The following is a 23,621-nucleotide window of genomic DNA, read 5'->3' on the forward strand; positions in this document are numbered from 1 at the left end:
AATTTGACCGCTTTGTCACTTAATACCCAAGCGTTCACGATTATAAGAGCCGTCTAATACTCTGCTCCACCACTGTTTATTATTCAAATACCACTCGACCGTTTTACGAATTCCACTTTCAAAACTCTCTTGTGGTTTCCAGCCCAGTTCACGTTCAATTTTACTCGCATCAATTGCATAGCGGACATCATGCCCCGGTCGATCAGTCACAAAAGTAATCAAATCCTCATATTTAGCCACGCCAGCAGGTTTATTTGGCACAAGTTCTTCGAGTAAGTGACAAATGGTCCTAACAACCTCTATATTGGCTTTTTCATTATGACCACCAATATTATAGGTTTCCCCCACTTTGCCTTCTGTCACCACTTTGTATAACGCCCGAGCATGATCCTCAACAAATAGCCAGTCACGAATTTGCTGCCCGTTACCATAAACCGGCAATTTTTTACCTTCTAAGGCATTTAAGATCATTAAAGGAATCAGTTTTTCAGGGAAATGGTAAGGACCATAATTGTTAGAGCAATTTGTTACGATAGTTGGCAAACCATATGTTCTCAACCAAGCACGGACTAAATGATCACTTGCCGCTTTTGACGCGGAATAAGGACTAGATGGCGAATAAGAGGTTGTTTCAGTAAAGAGTGCTGTTGTGCCTTCCAAATCACCATAAACTTCATCTGTTGAAATATGGTGAAAACGGAAATTTGCCTTTTTCTCTTCCTCTAAGCCATTCCAATAAACACGAGCTACTTCTAATAAAGTGTAAGTGCCAATGATATTTGTGTGAATAAACTCACCTGCATTATCAATAGAGCGATCAACATGGCTTTCTGCCGCCAAGTGCATTACTGCATCAGGCTGATATTTTTCAAATGCTTGTTCTAGTCTAGCTTTATCACAAATGTCTATCTGTTCAAAAATATACCTTGGATTATTCTCAACCTCTCTTAAAGATTCTAAATTACCAGCATAAGTTAGCTTATCTACATTTATAACCCTATCTTGAGTGTTATTAATAATATGCCTTACGACAGCAGAGCCAATAAAACCCGCACCACCCGTAATCAGAATTGATTTATCACTTAACATAAATGTTCCTTACTTACTTATTAGCCTTTTCTTTGCTAACAAGAGAATTAAATAATACGAATAAGCATCCTAATACACCACCAGCTATGACACCCAATAATAAAATAATTACTGTCTTAGGCTTATCTTTATTTATAGGATAATCTGGCGAAGCCTGGTAACGGTATGCTTTTGTTTTTACAGTCTTGGCTTTCTCCAGTAAAGGCTCTAATTGCTCAATTTGATAATCAATTTGATAATAACGAGGCGGATAAACAATACCTTTCTCACTAGCAACATCAATTTGTGCTTTCAAGTATTTTTCCCCTAACATAAATAAGTAGGAACCATCTGCTAATTTAGAATCAGAAAGAGGAATTTTCGTATCACTTAAAGCCGCTGCAATATTTGCTGTATCTGATTGATTAAAAACTTTTGAATATTCTTTAACACCTGCCTTTTGGGCTGTTTCATAGGCTTTATTTAAGTTTTCTAACTGTATCGATTTATTAACAGATAAATCTTCCTGAATTAACGATTTTTCATATTGTAATGAAGTAAGTACATTTTGGAAATCAACTAAAAAATCGTCTAACTCAATAGCAAATGCTCTGTGATTGATGTATTGAATCAACTCACCAAGAGTATCTTGTGCCTCTATCGGTGTTTCTGCAGAAAAAGATACTGTACGCCCTATTGCATTAGGATCTTTCTTTGCATCAGGAATTATAAAACTAGTATTTTCATTACTCAGCTTGAATAAAACTGCACGCTGTTCTCTATCCTCTTTTCCTTCAACTAATTTTTTATATACGTTAGAAGCGATAAAAAACTCATTTTTAGTATCTTGAGATTGTGCCAATCGATTAAAATTGTTGAACAACCTCGCAGATAATGCATTTGGGTCAATAGGATCTACACGCAAAATTCGATTATACTCTCGACGAACACTTAAGTACTCTCCTAACTCTGTCAATTTCGGTGCAATAACTGTTGCTTTAGAAGTCCATTGCTCTTTTGCAGTAAAAGCATAAATACCCGCTAGTAGGGTAGTAATAAAAGTAGTTAAAATAATCCAAACTTTTTTATCCCATAAAACACGGATAATCTCAATTAAATCAATGTCATCTGAGCTTTGCTTAGTTTCTCTTAATGAACCTGCCATAATTTCCTCTAAATTTAAGTATTTATCTTTTGACGATTATACACTATTTCTTACCGAACTATGCTATATCTTTACTTTCTTTTAAGATTGCGCTTCCACTTCAATTATTAGATAATACCCCCCAAAGTTAAAATTTGATCTAAAACAAAATGAACGATATCCAAATTCCTTTAATCTTTACTGATGCAGCAGCTCGTAAAGTGAAAAACTTAATTGAAGGTGAAGACAACCCGAATCTTCGCTTGCGTGTTTATATTACAGGTGGGGGCTGTAGTGGTTTCCAATATGGCTTTACCTTTGACGATCAGGTCAATGACGGTGATTTAACCATTGAAAACCAAAATGTCGGTTTGGTAGTCGATCCGATGAGCCTTCAATATTTAATTGGCGGCACAGTAGATTATACCGAGGGCTTAGATGGTTCTCGCTTTGTGGTTACTAATCCAAATGCGAGTTCAACTTGTGGTTGTGGCTCTTCTTTTAGTATCTAGTAAAAAAACCGCTAAATTTGACCGCTTGTATCAAACGAAAACCGCCTAAATAGCAATTATTTAGGCTGTTTTTTGTTGCTTTGACATTGGCAACAGCAAGGCGGAACAGGATCTTCCCCTCCTTCACTCATCGGGTTACAACGTAAAATCCGTTTAAAAGCGAGATACCCTCCTTTGATTGCTCCGTGAATTTTAATTGCTTCAACGGCATAAGTTGAGCAAGTCGGATAAAATCGGCAGCGAGGTCCAATCAATGGGCTGATTGCATAGCGATAGAAATAGATAGGCAGCAAGAGTAATCTTGCCAATAAACTGATGCGTTTTGGCTCGCTTATTGATTGCTCTGAGCAGGCTTTTTGCTCAGACGGATGTGCCTTGCCCATAGTTTTTCCAGTGTCTCGAAAAGCGTTGCGTTGTCTAATTTGCCAATTCCACCTTTTGCCACAAATACAAAATCAAAATTGGGTAATTCGTGCTGTTGTAAGCGAAAACTTTCTCTTACAATGCGTTTAATACGATTGCGATCGTGAGCTCGTTTTAGATGTTTTTTAGCAACAGTTAAACCTAGACGAGGATTATTTAATGTATTCTCTCTCGCAAGAAGGGTCATTTGAGGGGTGCTGGCTCGAAGAGGTTCTTCAAACACCGCTTTAAATTGAACGGGAGCTAACAAACGCAGCTCCCGAGAAAAATTTAGCTTCTTCACACTTAATTAGAAAGGTGTTTTGGCTGAGTTCTGCAATTATGCAGATAAAGATTTACGACCTTTAGCACGACGACGTGCTAATACTTGACGACCGTTTTTAGTAGCCATACGAGCACGGAAACCGTGTGTACGAGCACGTTTTAATACTGATGGTTGAAATGTACGTTTCATTGCTTATCTACCTAAATATATTTAAAAAGTTGGCATACAAAATGTTTCTGCCAAACAAGGACCATAAAAAAGAGTTGCAATTCTACAGGCAAACAAAACAAAAAGCAAGAATCAATCTAAGTACAAATCAGATTGTTTGCAAAGTTTTTGAAAAATACGACCGCTTGTAATAATCGCAGAAATTTATATTTCTTTATGGCATAATCGCTTCATACTCATTTAGTTATAAATTTTGGGAATATACTATGAACCAGCAAAAAATCGGTATTTTGTTAGCCAATTTAGGCACGCCAGATGAGCCTACAGCCCCTGCCGTTAAGCGTTATTTAAAGCAATTTTTAAGCGATCCTCGTGTTATCGACTTACCTAAAGTGAAATGGCAGGCGATTTTAAATTTTATAGTGTTACCAAAACGCTCACCAAAAGTTGCAAAATTATACCAATCGGTTTGGAGTGAAGAAGGCTCGCCGTTATTGGTTATTTCTCGTGAGCAACAACGTTCCGTTCAACGTTATTTTGATGCAAAAGGTAAAAATGTAGTAGTGGAATTGGGGATGTCTTACGGTAATCCAAGCATCGAAAGTGCGACAGACAACTTAATCAAACAAGGCGTTGAGCGAATTATCGTGCTTCCTCTTTATCCACAATATAGCAGCACTACAACTGCGTCGGTATTTGATGCTTTCGCAAACGGTTTAAAAGCTCAGCGTAAGATTGTGCCGTTTGATTTTATTCATAGCTATCATAACGATCCACTTTATATTCAAGCCTTAGCGAATTCTATACAGATTGAACAAGATGAGCTGTTACTCTTCTCTTTTCACGGCATTCCAAAACGTTATGAAGATGAAGGTGATTTTTACTCAAGACATTGCTATGAAACCGCTGAATTAGTGGCAGAAAAATTAGGTTTACCAAAGCATAAATGGCTTTTATCTTTCCAATCACGTTTTGGCGATGAAGAATGGTTACAGCCTTACACCGATGAAACGCTTGAAGGCTTTCCAAAAAAAGGGGTGAAAAAAGTCGCCGTAGTTTGTCCGGGCTTTTCGGCGGACTGTTTAGAAACCTTGGAAGAAATTGCAGAAGAAAACCGTGAGAACTTTGAACACGCAGGCGGGGAATCTTATCGTTACATTCCTGCATTAAATGCAAACGGTGATCACATTAGAGCTTTAGTGAAATTGATTGAAGCAAAGATGTAAGAAATAAAATACAAGCGGTTAAATTTTATGAAAATTTAACCGCTTGTTACTTAGCTTATTACCTATTTACGAGCAACTTTTACCACACCATTAATGCTGGAAAGTTTGCGTAAAATCGCCTCAAAATGAGCTTTGTCGATAACGGAGATTTGGAATATCACTTGATAGACATTGCCCTCTCTTGCTTCACTATGAATACTGCCGATATTACTGTCCATCTTCGCAAAAGTTGAAGTAATGGCTGCCAACACACCCGGTTCATTCATAATATCTAACACGATTTCAGTTTCAAACTTGATGGCTTTCTCTTTCGCAACTTCCCACATTACAGGAAGATAATGGCTTTGATCGATAGCGTAATCTTTCACATTTGCACAACAAGTATTATGAATAACCAAGCCTTTGCCTGAACTAACGTAAGCGATAATGTCATCGCCCGGTATCGGTAAACAGCATTTCGCAAAACTGATAAGATGATTTTCAATACCTTCAATTTTTATTGGTTGATTATTTTCCGGGTTACCATCAGTATCAATTTGTAATGTTTCACCCGATAAGCGTTGAGCGATCACGCTGCTCATCTGATTACCTAGCCCGATTTCAGACAGCAAATCATCAAAGGTGGCTAAACGCAACTCATCTAATACAGGCTGAATGATTTCTGGCTTGAGTTCATCAATAGAATTCAAATTCATCACACGAATTAACTGGCGTTTGCCTAATTCAATGGCTTCATCGTGTTCTTGATTTTTAAGGAACTGTCGAATTTTTGCACGAGCCTTACCCGTTACGACAAAGTTCAGCCAAGAAGCTTTTGGTCGTTTGCCCTGCTCGGTAATAATTTCAATCGTCTGCCCTGTCCGTAAAGGCTCAGTAAGTGGATATGGATTGCGATCTACAAGTGCACCAACACAACGATCACCAATACCTGAGTGAACCGCATAGGCAAAATCAATCGCTGTTGCATTCGCAGGCAGTTCCACAATACGCCCTTTCGGGGTAAAGACGAAAATATCATCCGAGAAAAGATCAGATTTCACGCTATCAATAAACTCTGCTGAGTTGCCCGCACTGTTTTGCAATTCAACAATACTTTGTAACCACTGCTGTGCTTTCAACTGCATAGTAGTATTGTGTGGACTTTCACCCTCTTTATAACGCCAGTGAGCGGTAACTCCCATATCTGCCATTTTATCCATATCTTCGGTACGAATTTGTACCTCAACCGGTACACCGTGCGGACCAATCATTGAAGTATGTAACGATTGATAGCCATTTGGCTTCGGTACTGCAATATAATCTTTCACACGTTTCGGGCGAGGTTTATACAATGCGTGCATCTGCCCCAATACGCGGTAGCAATTATCCACATTTCCTACTACCACACGGAAAGCGTAAATATCTAAAATGGAATGAAAATGCTGATCTTTCTGACGCATTTTTTGATAAATCGAATAGAGATGCTTTTCACGCCCATAAACTCGAGCTTCAATTTTTACATCCTCTAAACGCCCTTTAATATCATCTGCAATGCGTTGAATAAGCTCTTTACGATGACCTCTGGCACTCGCAATTGCCATTTTTAATACACGATAACGCTGTGGGTGCATTGCCTCAAAGCCGAGATCTTCTAGCTCATTTTTAATATGCTCAATACCTAAACGATGGGCTAACGGGCTATAAATTTCCAATGTTTCTTTTGCAATACGGCGACGTTTGTCGGGGCGAAGTGAACCTAAGGTTCGCATATTGTGAGTACGGTCGGCGAGTTTTATCAAAACAACACGAATATCTTTCGTCATCGCCAAAATCATTTTGCGGAAATTTGCCACTTCGGCTTCTTGACGGGTGCGGAATTTTAACTTATCAAGCTTAGAAACGCCCTGCACAATATCGGCAACGCTCTGCCCAAATTCAGCGGCAAGCTCTTCTTCGGTGTAAGGTGTATCTTCAATCACATCGTGTAGGAGGGCGGCAATCACGGCTTCGTGATCTAATTTCATCTCAGCAATGATAGAAGCCACTGCAACAGGGTGGGTGATGTAAGGCTCTCCGCTTGAGCGTGTTTGCCCCTCGTGAGCATCGCGTGCAATCACATAGGCACGTTTAACACGTTCGATTTGCTCACTCGGCAAATAGCCCTGAATAATTCGATCTAAAGGTTCAAAAAGATACACGTTATACCTCAACAGAAATAAAAATGGACAACGAATTTGCAAATTTTTAGGAAAATCCTACCGCTTGCAGACCCAATTGCCCATTCTCTCTTGACGAAAAATAAAATTACGCTTCGTTGCTCATTTCAGTTAAAAACGAAATCGCTTCTTGTTCTGCCGCTTCTTGTTTAATAGACTCGTGGTTTTCTAACTGATCCATAATATCAGTGGTAATTAAACCTTCTTCAATTTCACGCAATGCGATAACGGTTGGTTTATCATTTTCTTCAGGCACAAGTGGCTCACGCGTGTGAAGTTGTAATTGTCTTGCACGACGTGCAGCAATTAAGATTAAATCAAAACGGTTGCCAATTTTCTCCGCTGCTTCTTGTACGGTTACACGAGCCATAAATTTACTCCAAAGATATATTCATTTTTATTCATAAAAAGATTGCAGATTATACAGAAATTAGGTAGGTTCTGCAATTATGGTTGGAGGAATTTAGGTAATTATTTAACTTTGGTTAAAACCGCCAACAATTCTTTCTCAACCTCTTTTCCTAATTTTCCCATTCGGAAATCAGCAATTAATTGATCGGATTGCTCTGGCTGCTCTTCAATTTTATCTTTTAAAAATTGAGGAAATTCAGATAACACAACTTCAGCCTTACCACTACTTACATCAAAAATCGTGGGAATTTTTTGCTCAGAAATGACCGCTTGTAGCTGTTCATCGTGCTTAAATTGTTTTGCTTCTTGGGCTTCTTTACAAAAAATATACTCAACCTTGATGTTTGGATTAAGTTTTGCCATTCGTTGAAAATAAGCGACTACTTCGACACAATCAGGGCAATGCGGTTCTGCCATCACAAGCCAATCGCCTTGCACGCCAATGGATTTCAGCTTCTCTTCGGTTTCCGGTTCTAGTTTTACCTCAATATAGACTTCTAACTGATTTTCACGATCTTCATCGCTATTAAATTCTAAATATTCGTAAAAATGTGCCATAACTTTCCTTTTAAATTGATTTCCGCCATAAAATTTCACAATCCACTTTCACACTATCCACTTTCTTTTGAGCTAATCTTTGCTGAATTAAGGCAAATGTTTGCTCAGCGATCTGCTGATGATCTTGCTTTATCGAGTGAATATGAAACGGCAATGCATTCAATAAATGATGATCGTCAAAAGTAGCTAAATGGAGTTCTTGGGTTAAGAGTTTATCCATTTGTCGATGCTCGGTTAAATAACGCATCACCCCCTCAAGCAAGGTAAAAGAGGCGGTAAATACTGCTTCAGGCAGTCGTCCTAACTTTTCTACAATCTGCGAAAACATCTGATAACCCGATTCAGGCTGATAATCTTTGTGCAGCAACCAATTTTCATCAAAATCCAAATGCGACTGCATCAATCCTTCACGAAAGCCTTTCAAACGATTTTGGCTCGGTGAGAGCGAGAGCTGACCGCCCAAATAGAAAAATTCTGTTGGCTGATAAGCTCTAACCATATTTTCCACCAACATACTGATGGTTTCAGTATCATTACTGGTTATAGATGGCACATCTAGCCCGGAAATATAACGGTCTAGCTGTAACATTGGGGTATATTGAGTAATACTTTTATAGTAACTCGGCTCGTGGTGAGTAGGTGCGGTAATGAGCAAATCTACCTGCCTATCTAACAAACGTTCTATCGCTTTTTTCTCACCTTCAAAGCTGTCGTCAGAGCAAGCAATTACAAGCTGTAGCCCGTTATCACGGCATAATTTTTCCAGCGTTTTGGACGTTAAAGCAAAGCCGTAGTTGGTTAAATCAGGAATGACCAAACCAATAACATTCGTGCGTTGAGCTTGTAAGGACTTTGCATACACATTGGCTCGATAGCCGTGTTTTTGGGCGATCTCTTTTACTTTTTGGCAAGTTTCAGGTTTAATTCTAAAATCATTGCCCCGCCCATTTAAAATCATACTCGCGGTGGTTTTAGACACACCGCTTAACTCTGCAATATCGCTTAGCGTTAAGCGTTTTTTCACACTTTCTCCTTTTTATCATTTTGGGGCTTTCCCGCCCACTTTGTTTTATTCTACGCTAATTGGTATTACTTTTGCTACTCTCGCTTGGAGAGGGCGAGAGCTTTTCACGCTATTTTCACGGTTAGCGATAAAGAAACGAGAGGTCAGCACTTTTTCGCCACCATTGAGGAAAATTTCCACCACCGAGCGGTCAAAGAAAATATCCAGCGTATCTAATTTTTCGATTTTACAATGACGAACCGTACCAAACTTTTCCATTAACTCTGTTTGCTCACTTTGGCTGCGATCTAAGCTAAATACACCGTTTTCAAAACGGATTGTGAGCTTTTGCCCTTGTTCATTGCTGAAAAAATCTAATACAAGCGGTTGATTTCCTACCGAAATTTGCAAATAGGCAGTATCTAAATCATCAATTGCAACATTTTCTGACATTTCGACCGCTTGTTGCTCGCCTAAATTCACAATGGGTTGTTGCACCACTTTACCGTTTTGTAAGGAAAGTTTGCGAGGCATTGTCAGCATTGAATGCCATTGGTATTTGTCGGTTGGATAAGTGAGATCCGGTAAGCCTACCCAGCCAAACATAATGCGATCCGAATTTTCCACCGTTTGTGGTGCGTAAAAATCGAAGCCGTAATCTAATTCTTCAATATGCTCGGCATTGAGACTATTACCATTTAACTGCCCCACCGCATAAGTGGCGTGATAGTTATTTTGAAATTGATGGCTTTCACGCAGTTTACCCTGTGGCGACCAAACAAACAGATCTTTTCCACCAAGCCTAAATAGATCCGGGCATTCCCACATAAACACATTGCTATTATCAAAACCATTCACATCAAGTTCGGCAACTAAACGAGGTATGTCATTTAGATCATTCATTTCATAAATTAACGCCGTACCCGTTAAATTTTCACGTTGAGCTCCAAGTACAAAACGAATTTTTCCTTCCGCTGTAATGTAAGGTTTCGGATCACGTACGTGTTCGGTATAACCTGTAGGAGCTTGGTCAATAATGCAACGTTTTTCAAGCAATTTGCCTGAAGTATCAAAAATCGCAATATTTTGATGTGGAACTCGAGCGTTATCAGAAGGGCGGCGGGTGTTACCCGTATAGAAAGCCACGATTTTTCCTTGCCATAAAATCGCTCCACCAGAATAGCAACCGTGTGATTCAAACAATTCATCGGGGATTAATAACTCCCCTTTTTCAAAGGTTTGAAAATCTTCGGTCATAAAATGTTGCCAATGCTTCATTCCGTGCAATGCACCGTAAGGAAACCATTGAGCAAAGATGTGGTAGTTCTTGCCATCAAAAAGTAAACCGTTTGGGTCATTGAATAAGCCTGTTTCAGGGGCAAGATGGTAAGTTGGATAGAAATTAAGATCAGAAAGTACGGTTTGGCGAAGAGTATTTAATTCGCCTTCGCTTTGAGCGTGTAGGCTTTTGTATTTGCCGTTATTAAAAATGTACATAGGATGTTCCTCAATAAATAACCCCTCTCTCTGAAAAATCAGGGAGAGGGGAAAATAAAACTATTCCGTCAGAAAAGCTTCTAATTGAGCTTTATTCGGCAGAGCCGACATCGCCCCTTTTGCAGTGGTGGCTAACGCACCGGAGGCATTTGCTTTGCGGATAACCTCAACTAGAGCAGTTTCATCTTTCCAATCCGGCGTGTTGGCTAAACCGGCTAATAATCCGCTGACAAAAGCATCGCCAGCCCCTGTAGTATCAACAGGTTTTAATACTTTACCCGCCACAATTTGGCTCTTACCGTTGAAGTGGTAAGTTGCCCCATCTTTACCTAAGGTGATGATAATTAATTTTTCAGGATATTGTGCCGTAATTGTTTTGGTCGCCTCTTCTAAAGAATCGGTATCGGTGAGTAATGTCAGTTCTTCTTCCGAAAATTTGAGAATATCTGCCATTGAAACCACTGAATTGACTACCGATTTCATTTCATCAAGGCTTTTCCAGAGGGATTCACGCAAATTTGGATCAAATGAAACATAACCGCCCGCTTGTTTTACTCGGCAAATCGCTTCAATGGTAGTAGAACGTGATGGGTCATTAATTAAGGCAATTGAACAACAATGTAAGAAATCACCTTGACTAAATTCAGGTAAATCGCCAATTTCTAAAAATTGGTCTGCACTTGGATTAACCATAAAGGTAAAACTGCGTTCGCCATTATCTAAGCCAACTACAACGGTTGAAGTGCGGTGATTGTCATCTAAAATCATATTCTCGACAGAAACATTTTCAGCTTGTAGCACCTCACGCATAAATTTACCAAGCGGATCGTTACCCACTCGCCCGATAAAACCTGCTTCAACGCCTAAACGAGAAACGCCTACCGCCACATTTGCCGGTGCACCACCTGCACATTTTAAATAGTGATTTTCGCCATCTGGAATTAAATCTACAACGGCATCGCCTGTTACCCAAATCTTGCTCATAATTTTTTCTCTTTATATCATTCAACTTTTAGCTAAAACGATTTAGCTATGAATTATTATAAATTGTAAGCGGTTCAATTTCACTTACTTTTTGCATTTTAAGATGCCTTAAATTGCAAAAAAATCTAAAAAAATAACCGCTTGTATTATAGCTACAAGCGGTCATAAAACGTAATTTTTTTACAGATTGACAACGTATTTGCCAACACCTAACTCGTCTTCTTTACGAGTGCGGGCAATCACGCTTTCGGCTGATTCCACTACGCGTAATCCCATTTCCTCTTCCGTGCGGATTACCTCGCCACGCAGGGAGTTGGTATAAACATCGGTGATTTTCACATCAACAAATTTGCCAATCATATCCGGCGTACCCACAAAATTCACCACACGGTTGGTTTCTGTACGTCCTGTGAGTTCCATTAAATCTTTTTTCGATGGACCTTCTACCAAAATACGTTGCTCAGTTCCAAGCATTGAACGGCTAAACTGCATTGCTTGATGGTTAATGCGTTGTTGTAGACGTGATAAACGCTCTTTTTTCTCCTCTTCTGAGACATTATCAGGCAGATCTGCCGCCGGTGTACCCGGACGAGCCGAATAGATAAAGCTAAAGCTCATATCAAAGTTTACTTGCTCAATGATTTTCATTGTTTGCTCAAAATCTTCTGCCGTTTCACCCGGGAAGCCGACAATAAAGTCTGAGCTGATTTGGATTTCAGGACGAACTTCACGCAATTTGCGGATAATCGCTTTATACTCTAATGCAGTGTGATTACGTTTCATCATCGTCAACACTCGGTCTGAGCCACTTTGAATCGGTAAGTGTAAGAAACTGACTAATTCAGGCGTATCACGGTAAACCTCAATAATATCATCGCTAAATTCAATCGGGTGGCTGGTGGTATAACGCAAGCGGTCAATACCATCAATCGCCGCCACTAAACGTAGCAATTCTGCAAAAGTACAAATACCACCATCGAAAGTCTCACCACGATAAGCATTTACGTTTTGACCGAGTAAATTTACTTCACGCACACCTTGAGCAGCAAGTTGTGCAATTTCAAATAATACATCATCTACCGGGCGTGAAACCTCTTCACCACGCGTGTAAGGCACAACGCAGAATGAGCAGTATTTGTTACAACCTTCCATAATTGATACGAAAGCAGTTGGACCTTCCGCTTTCGGCTCCGGTAAGCGGTCAAATTTCTCAATTTCCGGGAAAGAAATATCCACAATTGAGCTTTTACCGCCACGAATTTGGTTAATCATTTCAGGTAAACGGTGTAGGGTTTGTGGTCCGAATACAATATCAACATAAGGAGCACGATCACGAATATGCTCGCCTTCTTGCGAAGCAACACAACCACCCACACCAATGATTAGGTTTGGTTTGTCTTTTTTCCAGTTTTTCCAACGACCAAGCTGAGAGAATACTTTTTCTTGTGCTTTTTCACGAATAGAACAAGTATTCAGTAATAAAACATCTGCATCTTCCGGATTTTCAGTTAGCTCAAAACCGTGTGTAGAGTTGAGTAAATCCGCCATTTTAGACGAGTCGTACTCGTTCATTTGGCAGCCCCAAGTGGTAATATGTAATTTAGCCATAGTTAAAAAATAATAGATATATCAATTAGTTAGAAAAGAAAAGCGTAAAGTAATTTATTGTTTTGTACTCAAAATAAACCCTTTACGCAAAATTTGTGGCATATTTTACCCTGTAGCCTATTTTTTATCTAGAAATAATCTGCATAAATCTGATATTCAGCAAATAAAAAAGCCACGATTTTTTAATATCGTGGCTCTATTCATTATTTTAGCATTATTTTGTTAAGGTTAAAACAACGCTTTCGCCTGCAACAACTTGACCGTTTAATTTAGATAAGTTGCTGATTTCGTCCATATTTGAAATCACGATCGGTGTTAAAACAGATTTTGCTTTACCTTCAAGTAAGACTAAATCAAATTTAATGATTGGGTCGCCTACTTTTACAGTTTGACCTTCTTGAGCTAAACGAGAGAAGCCTTCGCCTTTTAGTTCAACGGTATCAATACCAAAGTGAACGAATAACTCAACGCCTTCTTCTGATTCAATGGAAAATGCGTGGTTAGTTTCAAAAATCTTACCGATTGTACCATTTACCGGTGCAACAATCGTATCACCAGCAGGACGAATTGCCACACCGTCGCCTACGATTTTCTCAGAAAAAACTACATCCGGTACATCTTCGATATTGACAATTTCACCGGTTAATGGTGAATAAATTTTGATTTCTTGGCTCTCTTTTTGTTTTGAACCGAATAATTTATCAAATAAACCCATCTTAAAATCTCCCTCAGATATTACAGAATTCCCGTATATTTTATACGAGAATTTTGTATTTGTATGCTAAATAATTGAAATTAGTTTAATTTTTGATAAAACGCATCAACTAAACGTTCAATATCCGCAGCCGTTGGCTGAGCAAGGGCTTCATCAGCGAGTGCTTTTGCATCGGCAAAATTAATTGAACGAATGAGTTTCTTAACGTGCGGCACAGAAATACCGCTCATACTGAACTCATCTAAGCCCATACCAAGCAATAATGCCGTTGCACGTACATCGCCAGCCAGCTCGCCGCACATACCTGTCCATTTACCTTCTGCGTGTGAAGCATCAATCACTTGCTTGATTAAGTTTAATACTGATGGGCTTAATGGATTATATAAGTGAGCGATAATCTCATTACCGCGATCTACCGCAAGCGTATATTGAGTTAAATCGTTTGTACCGATACTAAAGAAATCAGCTTCTTTCGCCAGGTGGCGAGCATTTACCGCAGCTGATGGCGTTTCCACCATAATACCGAGTTTTAAATTTTCATCGAATGAATGACCTTCATTACGTAATTGATCTTTTAACTCTTCAACGATTGATTTTAATAAGCGGATTTCCTCTACCGAAATAATCATTGGGAACATTACCGCTAAATTACCAAAGGCAGAGGCACGCAATACCGCACGTAATTGAGTATCTAAAATTTCACGACGGGTAAAACCAATACGCACAGCACGCCAGCCTAAGAACGGGTTCATTTCTTTTGGTAAATCAAGGTACGGTAATTCTTTATCGCCACCAATATCCATAGTACGAAGAATCACCATCTTATCGCCCATCGCTTCTACAATTTCTTTGTAAGCTTGGAATTGCTCTTCTTCACCCGGCAGTTGAGCACGATCCATAAATAAAAATTCGGTACGATATAAACCAACCGCTTCGCCACCGTTACGCAATACGCCATCTACATCACGGATTGTACCGATGTTACCCGCCACATCAACTTTATGACCGTCTAATGTTTGAGCCGGTAATTCTTTTAATTTAGCTAACTCTTCTTTTTCAGCCTTTAATTTCTCTTGTAAGGCTTTAAATTCTGCAATTTTTTCTTCTGATGGGTTTAAATGGACTTCGTTGTTAATCGCATCTAAAATTAAGAAATCACCGGTTTTGACTAAAGAAGTAACATTATTCGTACCCACAATGGCAGGAAGTTCTAATGAACGAGCCATAATCGAAGTATGAGAAGTACGACCACCAATATCCGTAATAAAGCCTAATACTTTATCTAAATTTAATTGTGCCGTTTCAGAAGGGGTTAAATCGTAAGCCACTAAAATGACTTCATCTTGAATATCGCCTAAATCTACAATATTCATATTTAAAATATTACGCACTAAACGATTGCCGATATCACGAATATCACCCGCACGCTCTTTTAAATATTCATCATCAATTTCCGCAAGCATTGCCGCTTGCATTTCAATCACTTTACTTGCTGCAACATCAGCCGTAACAAGATTATCACTCAGGTAACCCAGAATTTCTTCTTCAAGCTCTTCATCTTCTAAGATCATTAAATGACCTTCAAAAATCGCTTCTTTTTCCTCACCCAACGTTCGGCGGGCTTTCTCTTTAATAGCTGTTAATTGTACTGCTGCTTTTTCACGTCCTTCAAAGAATTTCGCTTTTTCAGTCTCAACTTCGCTTTCATCAATTTTGCGAGTATTTAATACAATTGGCTCTTCTTTTAAAACCAATGCTTTTCCAAATACTGCACCGGGGGAAGCTGCGATACCTGTAATCATAATCGTGTCCTTATGTAAGACGATAAATCGTCTGGTGTTGCATAGCAAAACACTTTATTGCAACGTTTCGCTGCAATAAAGTGGTATAAATTTTAATCCGAGAGTAAAAAAATTATTCTAAAGTAGGAATCAAATCAACTAAGAAATCAACTGCTTTTTGCTCATCTTCGCCTTCAGCAGAAATAGTGATTGTAGTACCTTGAGTTAAACCCAATGTTTGTAATTTAAATAAGCTCTTTGCACTTGCACTTTTACCTCCGGAAGCAACGGTAATATCAGATGCAAAGCCTTTAGCTGCTTTAACAAATTCAGCTGCCGGACGAGTGTGTAAACCATTCGGAGCTGTGATAACAACATCTTTTGAGTACATAATGTATTCCTCTTATAAATTGAAAGTTAAAAAAAATGTTTTAATCAAATCGATTTCGCTCGCAACTTTACTACAAATTCAAATTAAACACACGCTAAAAAAATGAAAAACTTGTTGCGTTAACCTAAAAAATTGCTATTTTTTTGAGCTAATTTAAAAATCATTTGTCAAATATCAAGATTCTAGCATACTGCCAAATGGAAATGTTACAATAATTTCCACACGACTTTTCCTTAATTTTCAACATTGGAGCAATATGCTTGGCAAATTAACCAAAACAACAGCGTGGTTTATCTACTTTGGCATTATTGCACTTTATGGCTTTAGCTTATGGGCATTGTTCGGATATCAACAAAACAACACTTTGATTTCCGGTACTGATGTACTGCAAATTCTCGCTTATAGTTCGCTTCAAGCTATCCTTTCTGCCGTCATTTCACTTATTTTAGGCGGTCTTTTAGCAAGATCTTTTTTCTATTTAGACTTTAAAGGCAAGCAATCACTTTATAAAACCATCTCTTTTGTTTGGGCATTACCTTCACTCGTCATTATCTTTGCGGTCATTGGTGTATTTGGCAATTCAGGCTGGCTGGCACAATTTTTTCACTCTATAGGCTTGGAATGGCAATTTAATTTATATGGTTTACACGGCATTATTATTGCTCACAGCTTATTCAACATTCCTTTTGTGATGAAATATTACATCAGCGGATTAAACCTTATCCCAAGTAGCCGTTTCCAACTTGCCTCTCAATTAAATGTAAAGGGCTGGAATTTCATCAATATTGTAGAAATACCTGTTATCAAAACGCTGTTTCCTTATATTTTTATGACAGTATTTCTCGTTTGCTTTACCAGCTTTCCGATAGTATTAATGCTCGGTGGCAGCCCGAAATACAGCACGCTTGAAGTGGCTATTTATCAAGCGGTTACTTTTGAGTTTGATTTTGCAAAAGCGATTATCTTAATCGCGGTACAATTTGTTGTAGGTATCGGCTTACAATTTGTGATGAGCCGAATGTCTACTTCAGCATTGAAGCAACTGAAGCAACAACCTAACCGAGTAGAGATTTGGAAGCCAAAGCCCACTGGTGTAGCAAAATTGCTTTTACAAGCGGTCATTTTTTTGCAAAGTTTTGCAATAATTCTACCGCTTGTAAGCGTGGTTTGGGCTGGCATTAGTGTGTCAAAACTCAGTGAGCGATTGCTCAATCCGGCATTATGGAAAGCGGCACAGTTCTCTTTGGTTTTAAGCCTGATTGCCTCTTTTGTCGTGATTGGGGTGAGTTATCTTATTGCCTTAGAAGCCCGCCAACTACTTTATAAAAAAGCCAAAATCGCCCACAGCATTTTAGGCAGTGTAGCAATTTATCCGTTAGTGCTCCCCATCTTTTTGTTATCCGTTGGTTTATTTATTTTACTGATGAATCAAAATCTCTCCCCAGCGGAGTTGTTAGTTTTAGTTGGTGTATGCAATGGCTTAACGTTGCTACCTTTTATCTACCCGATGCTCTTTTCTGCGATGTGGAATAGTTTAACAAGCCACGATAAACTGGCTCACAGCTTAGGGCTAACAGGCTTTCAACGCTGGTGGATTGTGGAAAAAACACAGCTAATTCGACCGCTTGCAACCGCCTTTGCATTAGCATTCTCTTCAAGTTTAGGCAGTTTCACCGTGATTGCCTTTTTTGGCAATCGTGATTTTAGTTCGCTACCCTACTTGCTCTATCAACAACTCGGAAACTACAGAACCGAAGATGCCGCCGTTACTGCATTAATGCTAATGTTATTCGCCTTGCTGCCGTTTTTATGTATAAAGGACAAAATATGATAGAACTTGATCTTCACTTTACTTATGAACAGATGAAAATGCACTTTCAACTTTCCGCTCATAAAGGCGAACGCATTGCGGTAGTTGGTGAGAGCGGTGCAGGTAAAAGTACATTGCTCAACCTAATTGCCGGATTTGAAAAAGCTGAAAAAGGCGAATTGTTCTTAAATCAAGAAAATCATACTCACACTGAAGTAGCACAACGCCCCGTTTCTATGTTATTCCAAGACAACAATATTTTTCCACATTTAACCGTAGAGCAAAATATTGGGTTAGCCCTTGTGTCAAGCCTCTCACTTAATGAAGAGCAGAAATTGCAAGTCAAACAAATTGCCCATCAAATGGGGCTTGAGGAATTTTTACACCGACAAGCTGATCAACTTTCAGGCGGACAAAAGCAACGTGTTGCACTTGCTCGCACACTCTTGCGTGATAAACCGATTTTATTGTTGGACGAACCTTTTTCTGCCCTCGATCCAAAACGCAGAGAGGAATTGCAACAAATCGTACTGGAAATTTGTCAAAGCCGAAATTTAACTTTGCTGATGGTAACTCACCAATTAGAAGAAAGTTTGTTTTTGTTTAATCGGGTGATTACAGTTTCAAATGGGAACATTATTTCTGATCTCTTCCCTATTTAGCAAAAATGTGATCTTAATCACAAATTTAGAAAAATTTTCAATCTTTCCTTTTTTAGCTAAACCGTTTTAGTTAAAATATCGGTGTTCAATTACACAAAAGGTACTAACTATGAATTATGCAAAAATTGCCGAGCAAACGATTGCAAAATTAGGCGGAAAAGAAAACATTACAGCTCTTGCCCACTGTGCAACTCGTTTGCGTTTAACTATTGCTGATGAATCAAAAATTGATAAAGAAGGCATTGAAAATATTGAAGGCGTAAAAGGTCAATTCTCTACTTCAGGTCAATACCAAATTATTTTTGGTTCAGGCACAGTAAATGAAGTACACGCCCAAATGCAAAAACAGATGGGCGGTTCAGATATGAGTACCTCCGATGTTGCAGCGGCGGCAGCGGCAAATCAGCCGTTGTTACAACGCTTAGTGAAAGGCTTAGCGGATATTTTCGTACCAATCATTCCGGCAATTGTGGCGGGCGGTTTGTTAATGGGTATTCACTCAATGCTTACTGCGGTTGGCTTCTTCTGGGAAGGTGAATCTGTGGTAAGCCGCTATCCTGCTATCGCAGATTTAGTGGATTTCATTAACACCGTTGCCAATGCACCATTCGTATTCTTACCTGTACTTCTTGGTTTCTCCGCAACTCGCAAATTCGGTGGCAACCCATTCTTAGGGGCTGCTCTTGGTATGTTATTAGTTCACCCGGCACTTGCGGACGGTTGGAACTATGCAAAAACCTTAATGGAAGGAAAAATCACATATTGGAATGTATTTGGTTTAGAAATCGAAAAAGTCGGCTATCAAGGCACTGTTATTCCAACAATCATTTCTGCGTGGGTATTAGCAACCCTTGAAAAAACCTTCCGTAAATTTGTGCCGAGTTATTTAGATAACCTTGTTACGCCAATGATGTCATTATTCATCGCAGGTATTTTAGCATTTACCGTAATTGGTCCATTCGGACGTGAAGCAGGTTCAGCAATCTCAGCAGGTTTAACTTGGTTATATGACAGCTTAGGCTTTATCGGTGGAGCAATTTTCGGAACATTCTATGCTCCGATCGTAATTACCGGTATGCACCAAACCTTTATTGCGGTAGAAACGCAATTATTAGCTGAAGTGGCACAAACCGGTGGTACATTCATCTTCCCAATTGCAGCAATGTCTAACATTGCACAAGGTGCGGCTTGTTTAGGTGTGGCGTTCGCAATGAAAGATGCTAAAGTGCGTGGCTTAGCTGTTCCGTCCGGTATTTCAGCATTATTAGGGATTACAGAACCTGCAATGTTCGGGGTGAACTTGCGTTATCGCCAAGCGTTCATCGCAGCAATGATCGGCTCAGGTTTAGCAAGTGCATTTATCGCATTCTTTAATGTAAAAGCCATTGCCTTAGGTGCGGCTGGTTTCTTAGGTATTCCATCAATCAAACCGGATAGCCTTGCAATGTACTCTGTAGGTATGGTGATTTCATTTGTTGTCGCATTCACTATTTCAGCTGTGTGGGTAAAACGAGCACAAGCTAAAGCAAAATAATTATAACTAGCTGATAATAAAAGGGATTAAGTTAAAACTTAATCCCTTTTGCTATTACAAGCAGTCATTATTTCTCAAAATTTTACACATTTTGCATCACACGACTAATTCGCCCGGCTTGAATTTCTTCATCACGAATTGTTAGCACTTCACAACCGTCTTTAGTTACCACAATTTGATGTTCGTATTGAGCAGAATGACTGCGGTCTTTGGTTTTTACTGTCCAACCATCGCCCATTAAACGGATCTCTTTTTTCCCTGAATTAACCATTGGCTCAATGGTAAAAACCATTCCCTCTTTTAACACAACACCGCCATCGTCTGCTGCATAATGCACGACTTGCGGCTCGCAATGGAACTCGGTGCCGATACCGTGTCCGCAATATTCACGCACAACAGAGAAGCCCTCTTTTTCCACATACTTTTGAATTGCGGTGCCGATCTCTTTTAAGCGGATACCTGCTTTTACCGTACGAATGCCGATGTAAAGGGATTCTTGAGTAACTTCCATTAAGCGTTGATCACGCACGCTTGGCTCGCCTACCACATACATCATTGAATTGTCGCCATAGTAGCCATCTTTAATTACCGTTACATCAATATTTAGAATATCGCCTTTTTTCAGTTTTTTATCATCACTCGGAATACCGTGGCAAACCACTTCATTTAGCGAGATACATACTGATTTTGGGAAGCCGTGATAACCAAGACTCGCAGAAGTTGCACCGTTTGCCAAAATATAGTCGTGGCAAATTTTATCTAATTCACCTGTACTCACACCTTCTTTAACATACGGCGTGATCATCACCAGCACATCTGAGGCTAATTTGCAGGCTTCACGTAATTTTTGGATTTCTTCTTCATTTCTTAATGGAATATTACTCATTGTTTTGTTCTCTAAATATAAAAAATTATGGGGATTATACCTTTTTTCGACATAATCCCCAAACCCTCACAGAATAATTTCTATTTCAAATCTAATTTTTTCATAATGAAATTTAATACAACACCATAAAGCGGCAAGAACAGTAATAAACTCACAAAAAGTTTAAACGCATAATCTACCGACCCGATGGTAAACCAATGTTCCGCCATATATTCATCACTACTTTTATAGAACGCCACTGCGAAAAAGACGAAAGTGTCAATTAATGTACCGAAAATAGTCGAACACATTGGAGCAAGCCACCAGCTTTTGCCTTGACGTAAACGGTTGAATACAAAAATATCCAGAAATTGTCCAACCACATAGCCACTAAAACTGGCTAATGCAATTCGGAAAACAAAAAGATTAAATTCAGATAAAGCAGCAAAGCCTTGAAATTCGGTTTCAAAGAACAACACTGAAATGATGTAACTAATAAGCAACGCAGGCAACATTACGAGAAAAATAATTTTTCGAGCCAGCTCAGCCCCAAACACTCGCACAGTTAAATCGGTAGCTAAGAAAATAAACGGGAAAGTGAAAGTTCCCCAAGTAGTCGGAATCACCCAATCAGTAAATGGCACTTTTATTTCAAACGTAATCTGCACTAAATAGTTACTGATGGTAATAATAAAAATGTGGAAAAGGGAAAGTAAAATCAGCGAACGAAATTTGCTTTCGTCCGAAAAGTAAGTATTAAGATTCATATTGTATCCTTTTTAGTTAAACAACAACTTGAGGTAAGGGAACTCAAGGGGGCGTAATCATAACGTTTTTTAAGGAAAATGCAAGCGGTTCTTTTTTGCAAATTATTTACCAATAGGAAACAATCAATCTATAAAATCACTATTTATCTATTTTAATAACAGAGTAAACTATTCATAACAAAACACACAAATAAGGAATATATTATGTTACAACTTAGAAAAGCACACGAACGTGGCAACGGATCTTTCGATTGGCTTGAGAGCTATCACACTTTTTCATTCGCCAATTATTACGATCCAAAGCATATCCATTTTTCCCATTTACGCGTGATTAACGAGGACTTCATCGCCCCAAATTACGGTTTTGGCAAGCACCCACACGACAATATGGAAATCTTAACTTATGTATTAAGTGGGCGTGTCGCTCACGAAGACAGTATGGGCAATAAAACTGAAGTGAAAGCCGGTGAATTTCAGATTATGTCGGCAGGTACTGGGATTTTCCATTCTGAAGTAAACCCATCTTCGGAAGAAACGCTACACCTTTACCAAATTTGGATTATCCCAAATCAAAAAAATGTTACACCACGCTACAGCCAAGACAAATTTGCACCGAAAGAAGGGGCAACGTTGATTCTTTCATCAAACGCAGAAGATGGCTCATTCAAAATTTATCAAGATATGAAATTGTGGCGTTACCAATACCCAACAACAAAAACAGAGCAAGTTACGCTTAACCGCAACCGCAGCTATTGGTTACAAGTAGTAAGAGGAAATTTAACTGTAAACGGCGTTGAGCTAACCACAAGCGATGCCTTAGGCATTCGCCAAGAAAACTTGTTAGAAATTAACGCTCAAGACGACGTAGAATTTTTACTGTTTGACTTAGTATAAATAATGGGTGTAAATAAGATACAAGCGGTTAAATTTGTAAATTTTTTTGCAAATCTAACCGCTTGTCGTTCATCAATTATTTTGATTGTGCATCTTCATATAACCACTTCGCCACACGTTTCGCGAAATAGGTTAAAATACCGTCTGCTCCTGCTCGTTTGAAGCAGAGCAAGCCTTCCATAATGCACTCACGCTCTTTTAACCAACCGTTTTGAATTGCTGCCATATGCATCGCATATTCGCCTGAAACTTGGTAGGCAAAGGTTGGCACACCAAAGTTTTCTTTTACACGCCACACCATATCCAAATAAGGCATACCCGGTTTTACCATTACCATATCCGCCCCTTCTTGAATATCCATTGCGACTTCGTGTAAACCCTCGTTACCATTCGCAGGATCAACTTGATAGGTGTATTTATTACCGCCTTTTAAATTGCCGGCAGAACCTACCGCATCACGGAATGGACCGTAGTAGTTTGAGGCATATTTTGCGGAATACGCCATAATTTGGGTGTTGATAAAACCGTTAGCCTCTAACGCCTCACGGATTTCGCCGATGCGTCCGTCCATCATATCACTTGGAGCAACAATATCTGCTCCTGCTTCTGCGTGTGATAACGCCTGTTTTACCAGCACTTCAGTGGTAATATCGTTTAATACATAACCCGTTTCATCAATAATGCCGTCTTGCCCGTGCGTGGTAAATGGATCTAAGGCGACATCAGTAATCACACCTAGCTCTGGGAATTTTGCTTTTAATGCACGCACTGCACGCTGAGCTAAGCCTTCAGGGTTATAAGCCTCTTCTGCCATTAGCGATTTTTTCGCATCGCCCACCACAGGGAAAAGAGCCACAGCAGGTACACCATATTTCACAAGCTCTGCTGCTTCAACTAAAAGTTGGTCGATAGTTAAACGCTCTACACCCGGCATTGAAGGCACTTGCACACGCTGATTTTCACCTTCAATCACAAACACAGGATAAATTAAATCATTTGCAGTTAATTGGTTTTCTGCCACTAAACGGCGGCTAAAATCGTGTCTGCGTAAACGACGCATACGGCGTAGAGGGAATTGAGATTGAATTACTTGCATTTTAAATTTCCTAAAAAGAATAAAGGCACAGCCACAGGTGCTAT

24 protein-coding genes are annotated in these 23,621 nt (G+C 39.3%); 6 read left to right on the plus strand and 18 right to left on the minus strand.

What is annotated here, in order from left to right; all coding sequences use genetic code 11:
• Positions 1-15: 15 nt before the first annotated feature.
• Positions 16-1,089 (minus strand): dTDP-glucose 4,6-dehydratase, encoded by a 1,074-nt coding sequence (rfbB, locus tag X781_RS09830; protein ID WP_025236703.1) that lies wholly within the window; start codon positions 1,087-1,089, stop codon positions 16-18.
• Positions 1,090-1,102: 13 nt separating this feature from the next.
• On the minus strand, positions 1,103-2,233 hold the full coding sequence (locus tag X781_RS09835) for an LPS O-antigen chain length determinant protein WzzB (protein WP_025236704.1): 1,131 nt from the start codon (positions 2,231-2,233) through the stop codon (positions 1,103-1,105).
• A 149-nt stretch (positions 2,234-2,382) separates the two neighbouring features.
• On the opposite strand from X781_RS09835, the gene erpA reads away from it, so the two are divergent.
• Positions 2,383-2,724, plus strand: coding sequence for an iron-sulfur cluster insertion protein ErpA (erpA, locus tag X781_RS09840; protein ID WP_025236705.1), 342 nt, complete (start codon positions 2,383-2,385; stop codon positions 2,722-2,724).
• A 56-nt stretch (positions 2,725-2,780) separates the two neighbouring features.
• On the opposite strand, the gene yidD is transcribed toward erpA, so the two are convergent.
• From yidD to rpmH, 3 genes are read right to left on the minus strand one after another with little or no spacing between them, the layout of a single operon-like run.
• Complete coding sequence (gene yidD, locus X781_RS12090; RefSeq protein ID WP_081732120.1) at positions 2,781-3,107, minus strand: membrane protein insertion efficiency factor YidD; 327 nt, start codon at positions 3,105-3,107, stop codon at positions 2,781-2,783.
• Entirely contained in the window at positions 3,056-3,430 is a 375-nt protein-coding gene (rnpA, locus tag X781_RS09845) for a ribonuclease P protein component (protein WP_081732121.1), read from the minus strand. The genes yidD and rnpA overlap by 52 nt, the downstream gene beginning before the upstream one ends.
• Before the next feature lie 36 nt (positions 3,431-3,466).
• Positions 3,467-3,601 (minus strand): 50S ribosomal protein L34, encoded by a 135-nt coding sequence (gene rpmH / locus X781_RS09850; protein ID WP_005599701.1) that lies wholly within the window; start codon positions 3,599-3,601, stop codon positions 3,467-3,469.
• A gap of 245 nt (positions 3,602-3,846) precedes the next feature.
• Between rpmH and hemH the strand changes: the two genes are divergently transcribed.
• Positions 3,847-4,806 carry a ferrochelatase gene (gene hemH, locus X781_RS09855; RefSeq protein WP_025236707.1) on the plus strand — a complete coding sequence of 320 codons (960 nt, stop codon included), beginning with the start codon at positions 3,847-3,849 and terminating at the stop codon, positions 4,804-4,806.
• Positions 4,807-4,868: 62 nt separating this feature from the next.
• On the opposite strand, the gene spoT is transcribed toward hemH, so the two are convergent.
• From spoT to ptsH, 10 genes are all read right to left on the minus strand, one after another.
• Positions 4,869-6,983 (minus strand): bifunctional GTP diphosphokinase/guanosine-3',5'-bis pyrophosphate 3'-pyrophosphohydrolase, encoded by a 2,115-nt coding sequence (gene spoT, locus X781_RS09860; protein ID WP_038644029.1) that lies wholly within the window; start codon positions 6,981-6,983, stop codon positions 4,869-4,871.
• A 106-nt stretch (positions 6,984-7,089) separates the two neighbouring features.
• Positions 7,090-7,371: a DNA-directed RNA polymerase subunit omega gene (gene rpoZ / locus X781_RS09865; RefSeq protein WP_025216583.1), complete on the minus strand. Its 282-nt coding sequence runs from the start codon at positions 7,369-7,371 to the stop codon at positions 7,090-7,092.
• Positions 7,372-7,472: 101 nt separating this feature from the next.
• A complete protein-coding gene (locus X781_RS09870) occupies positions 7,473-7,970 on the minus strand; it encodes a thioredoxin family protein (RefSeq protein ID WP_025236708.1) in 498 nt (165 codons plus the stop codon).
• A gap of 10 nt (positions 7,971-7,980) precedes the next feature.
• A complete protein-coding gene (locus X781_RS09875; protein ID WP_025236709.1) occupies positions 7,981-8,994 on the minus strand; it encodes a LacI family DNA-binding transcriptional regulator in 1,014 nt (337 codons plus the stop codon).
• A gap of 45 nt (positions 8,995-9,039) precedes the next feature.
• On the minus strand, positions 9,040-10,470 hold the full coding sequence (locus tag X781_RS09880; protein WP_025236710.1) for a glycoside hydrolase family 32 protein: 1,431 nt from the start codon (positions 10,468-10,470) through the stop codon (positions 9,040-9,042).
• A gap of 60 nt (positions 10,471-10,530) precedes the next feature.
• Positions 10,531-11,454 (minus strand): aminoimidazole riboside kinase, encoded by a 924-nt coding sequence (locus X781_RS09885; protein ID WP_025236711.1) that lies wholly within the window; start codon positions 11,452-11,454, stop codon positions 10,531-10,533.
• 180 nt (positions 11,455-11,634) lie between these two features.
• On the minus strand, positions 11,635-13,062 hold the full coding sequence (gene miaB, locus X781_RS09890) for a tRNA (N6-isopentenyl adenosine(37)-C2)-methylthiotransferase MiaB (RefSeq protein WP_025236712.1): 1,428 nt from the start codon (positions 13,060-13,062) through the stop codon (positions 11,635-11,637).
• Between the two features lie 214 nt (positions 13,063-13,276).
• Positions 13,277-13,777, minus strand: a complete 501-nt coding sequence (gene crr, locus X781_RS09895) for a PTS glucose transporter subunit IIA (RefSeq protein WP_025236713.1) — start codon at positions 13,775-13,777, stop codon at positions 13,277-13,279.
• An 80-nt stretch (positions 13,778-13,857) separates the two neighbouring features.
• Entirely contained in the window at positions 13,858-15,579 is a 1,722-nt protein-coding gene (ptsI, locus tag X781_RS09900) for a phosphoenolpyruvate-protein phosphotransferase PtsI (protein ID WP_025236714.1), read from the minus strand.
• 112 nt (positions 15,580-15,691) lie between these two features.
• Entirely contained in the window at positions 15,692-15,949 is a 258-nt protein-coding gene (gene ptsH / locus X781_RS09905) for a phosphocarrier protein Hpr (protein ID WP_025216575.1), read from the minus strand.
• A gap of 256 nt (positions 15,950-16,205) precedes the next feature.
• Here ptsH and thiP point away from each other — a divergent pair, with 256 nt between their 5' ends.
• The 3 genes from thiP (at position 16,206) to X781_RS09920 (ending at position 19,955) form a co-directional block, all read left to right on the plus strand.
• Entirely contained in the window at positions 16,206-17,780 is a 1,575-nt protein-coding gene (thiP, locus tag X781_RS09910; RefSeq protein WP_025236715.1) for a thiamine/thiamine pyrophosphate ABC transporter permease ThiP, read from the plus strand.
• Positions 17,777-18,421: a thiamine ABC transporter ATP-binding protein gene (gene thiQ / locus X781_RS09915; RefSeq protein WP_025236716.1), complete on the plus strand. Its 645-nt coding sequence runs from the start codon at positions 17,777-17,779 to the stop codon at positions 18,419-18,421. The genes thiP and thiQ overlap by 4 nt, the downstream gene beginning before the upstream one ends.
• Positions 18,422-18,530: 109 nt before the next feature.
• Complete coding sequence (locus X781_RS09920) at positions 18,531-19,955, plus strand: sucrose-specific PTS transporter subunit IIBC (protein WP_025236717.1); 1,425 nt, start codon at positions 18,531-18,533, stop codon at positions 19,953-19,955.
• Positions 19,956-20,037: 82 nt separating this feature from the next.
• Here X781_RS09920 and map read toward each other — a convergent pair whose 3' ends face one another.
• Both map and X781_RS09930 read right to left on the minus strand, forming a co-directional pair.
• Complete coding sequence (gene map / locus X781_RS09925; protein ID WP_025236718.1) at positions 20,038-20,841, minus strand: type I methionyl aminopeptidase; 804 nt, start codon at positions 20,839-20,841, stop codon at positions 20,038-20,040.
• A gap of 80 nt (positions 20,842-20,921) precedes the next feature.
• Positions 20,922-21,587: a 7-cyano-7-deazaguanine/7-aminomethyl-7-deazaguanine transporter gene (locus X781_RS09930; RefSeq protein ID WP_025236719.1), complete on the minus strand. Its 666-nt coding sequence runs from the start codon at positions 21,585-21,587 to the stop codon at positions 20,922-20,924.
• A 204-nt stretch (positions 21,588-21,791) separates the two neighbouring features.
• Here X781_RS09930 and X781_RS09935 point away from each other — a divergent pair, with 204 nt between their 5' ends.
• The gene (locus X781_RS09935) at positions 21,792-22,481 is read left to right on the plus strand and encodes a pirin family protein (protein ID WP_025236720.1); all 690 of its coding nucleotides are present in this window, start codon (positions 21,792-21,794) and stop codon (positions 22,479-22,481) included.
• Between the two features lie 76 nt (positions 22,482-22,557).
• Here the strand turns inward: X781_RS09935 and hemB are convergent, their stop codons facing one another.
• On the minus strand, positions 22,558-23,577 hold the full coding sequence (gene hemB, locus X781_RS09940; protein ID WP_025236721.1) for a porphobilinogen synthase: 1,020 nt from the start codon (positions 23,575-23,577) through the stop codon (positions 22,558-22,560).
• Positions 23,578-23,621 lie beyond the last annotated feature (44 nt).

The organism is Mannheimia sp. USDA-ARS-USMARC-1261 (genome assembly GCF_000521605.1).
GTDB lineage: Bacteria > Pseudomonadota > Gammaproteobacteria > Enterobacterales > Pasteurellaceae > Mannheimia > Mannheimia indoligenes.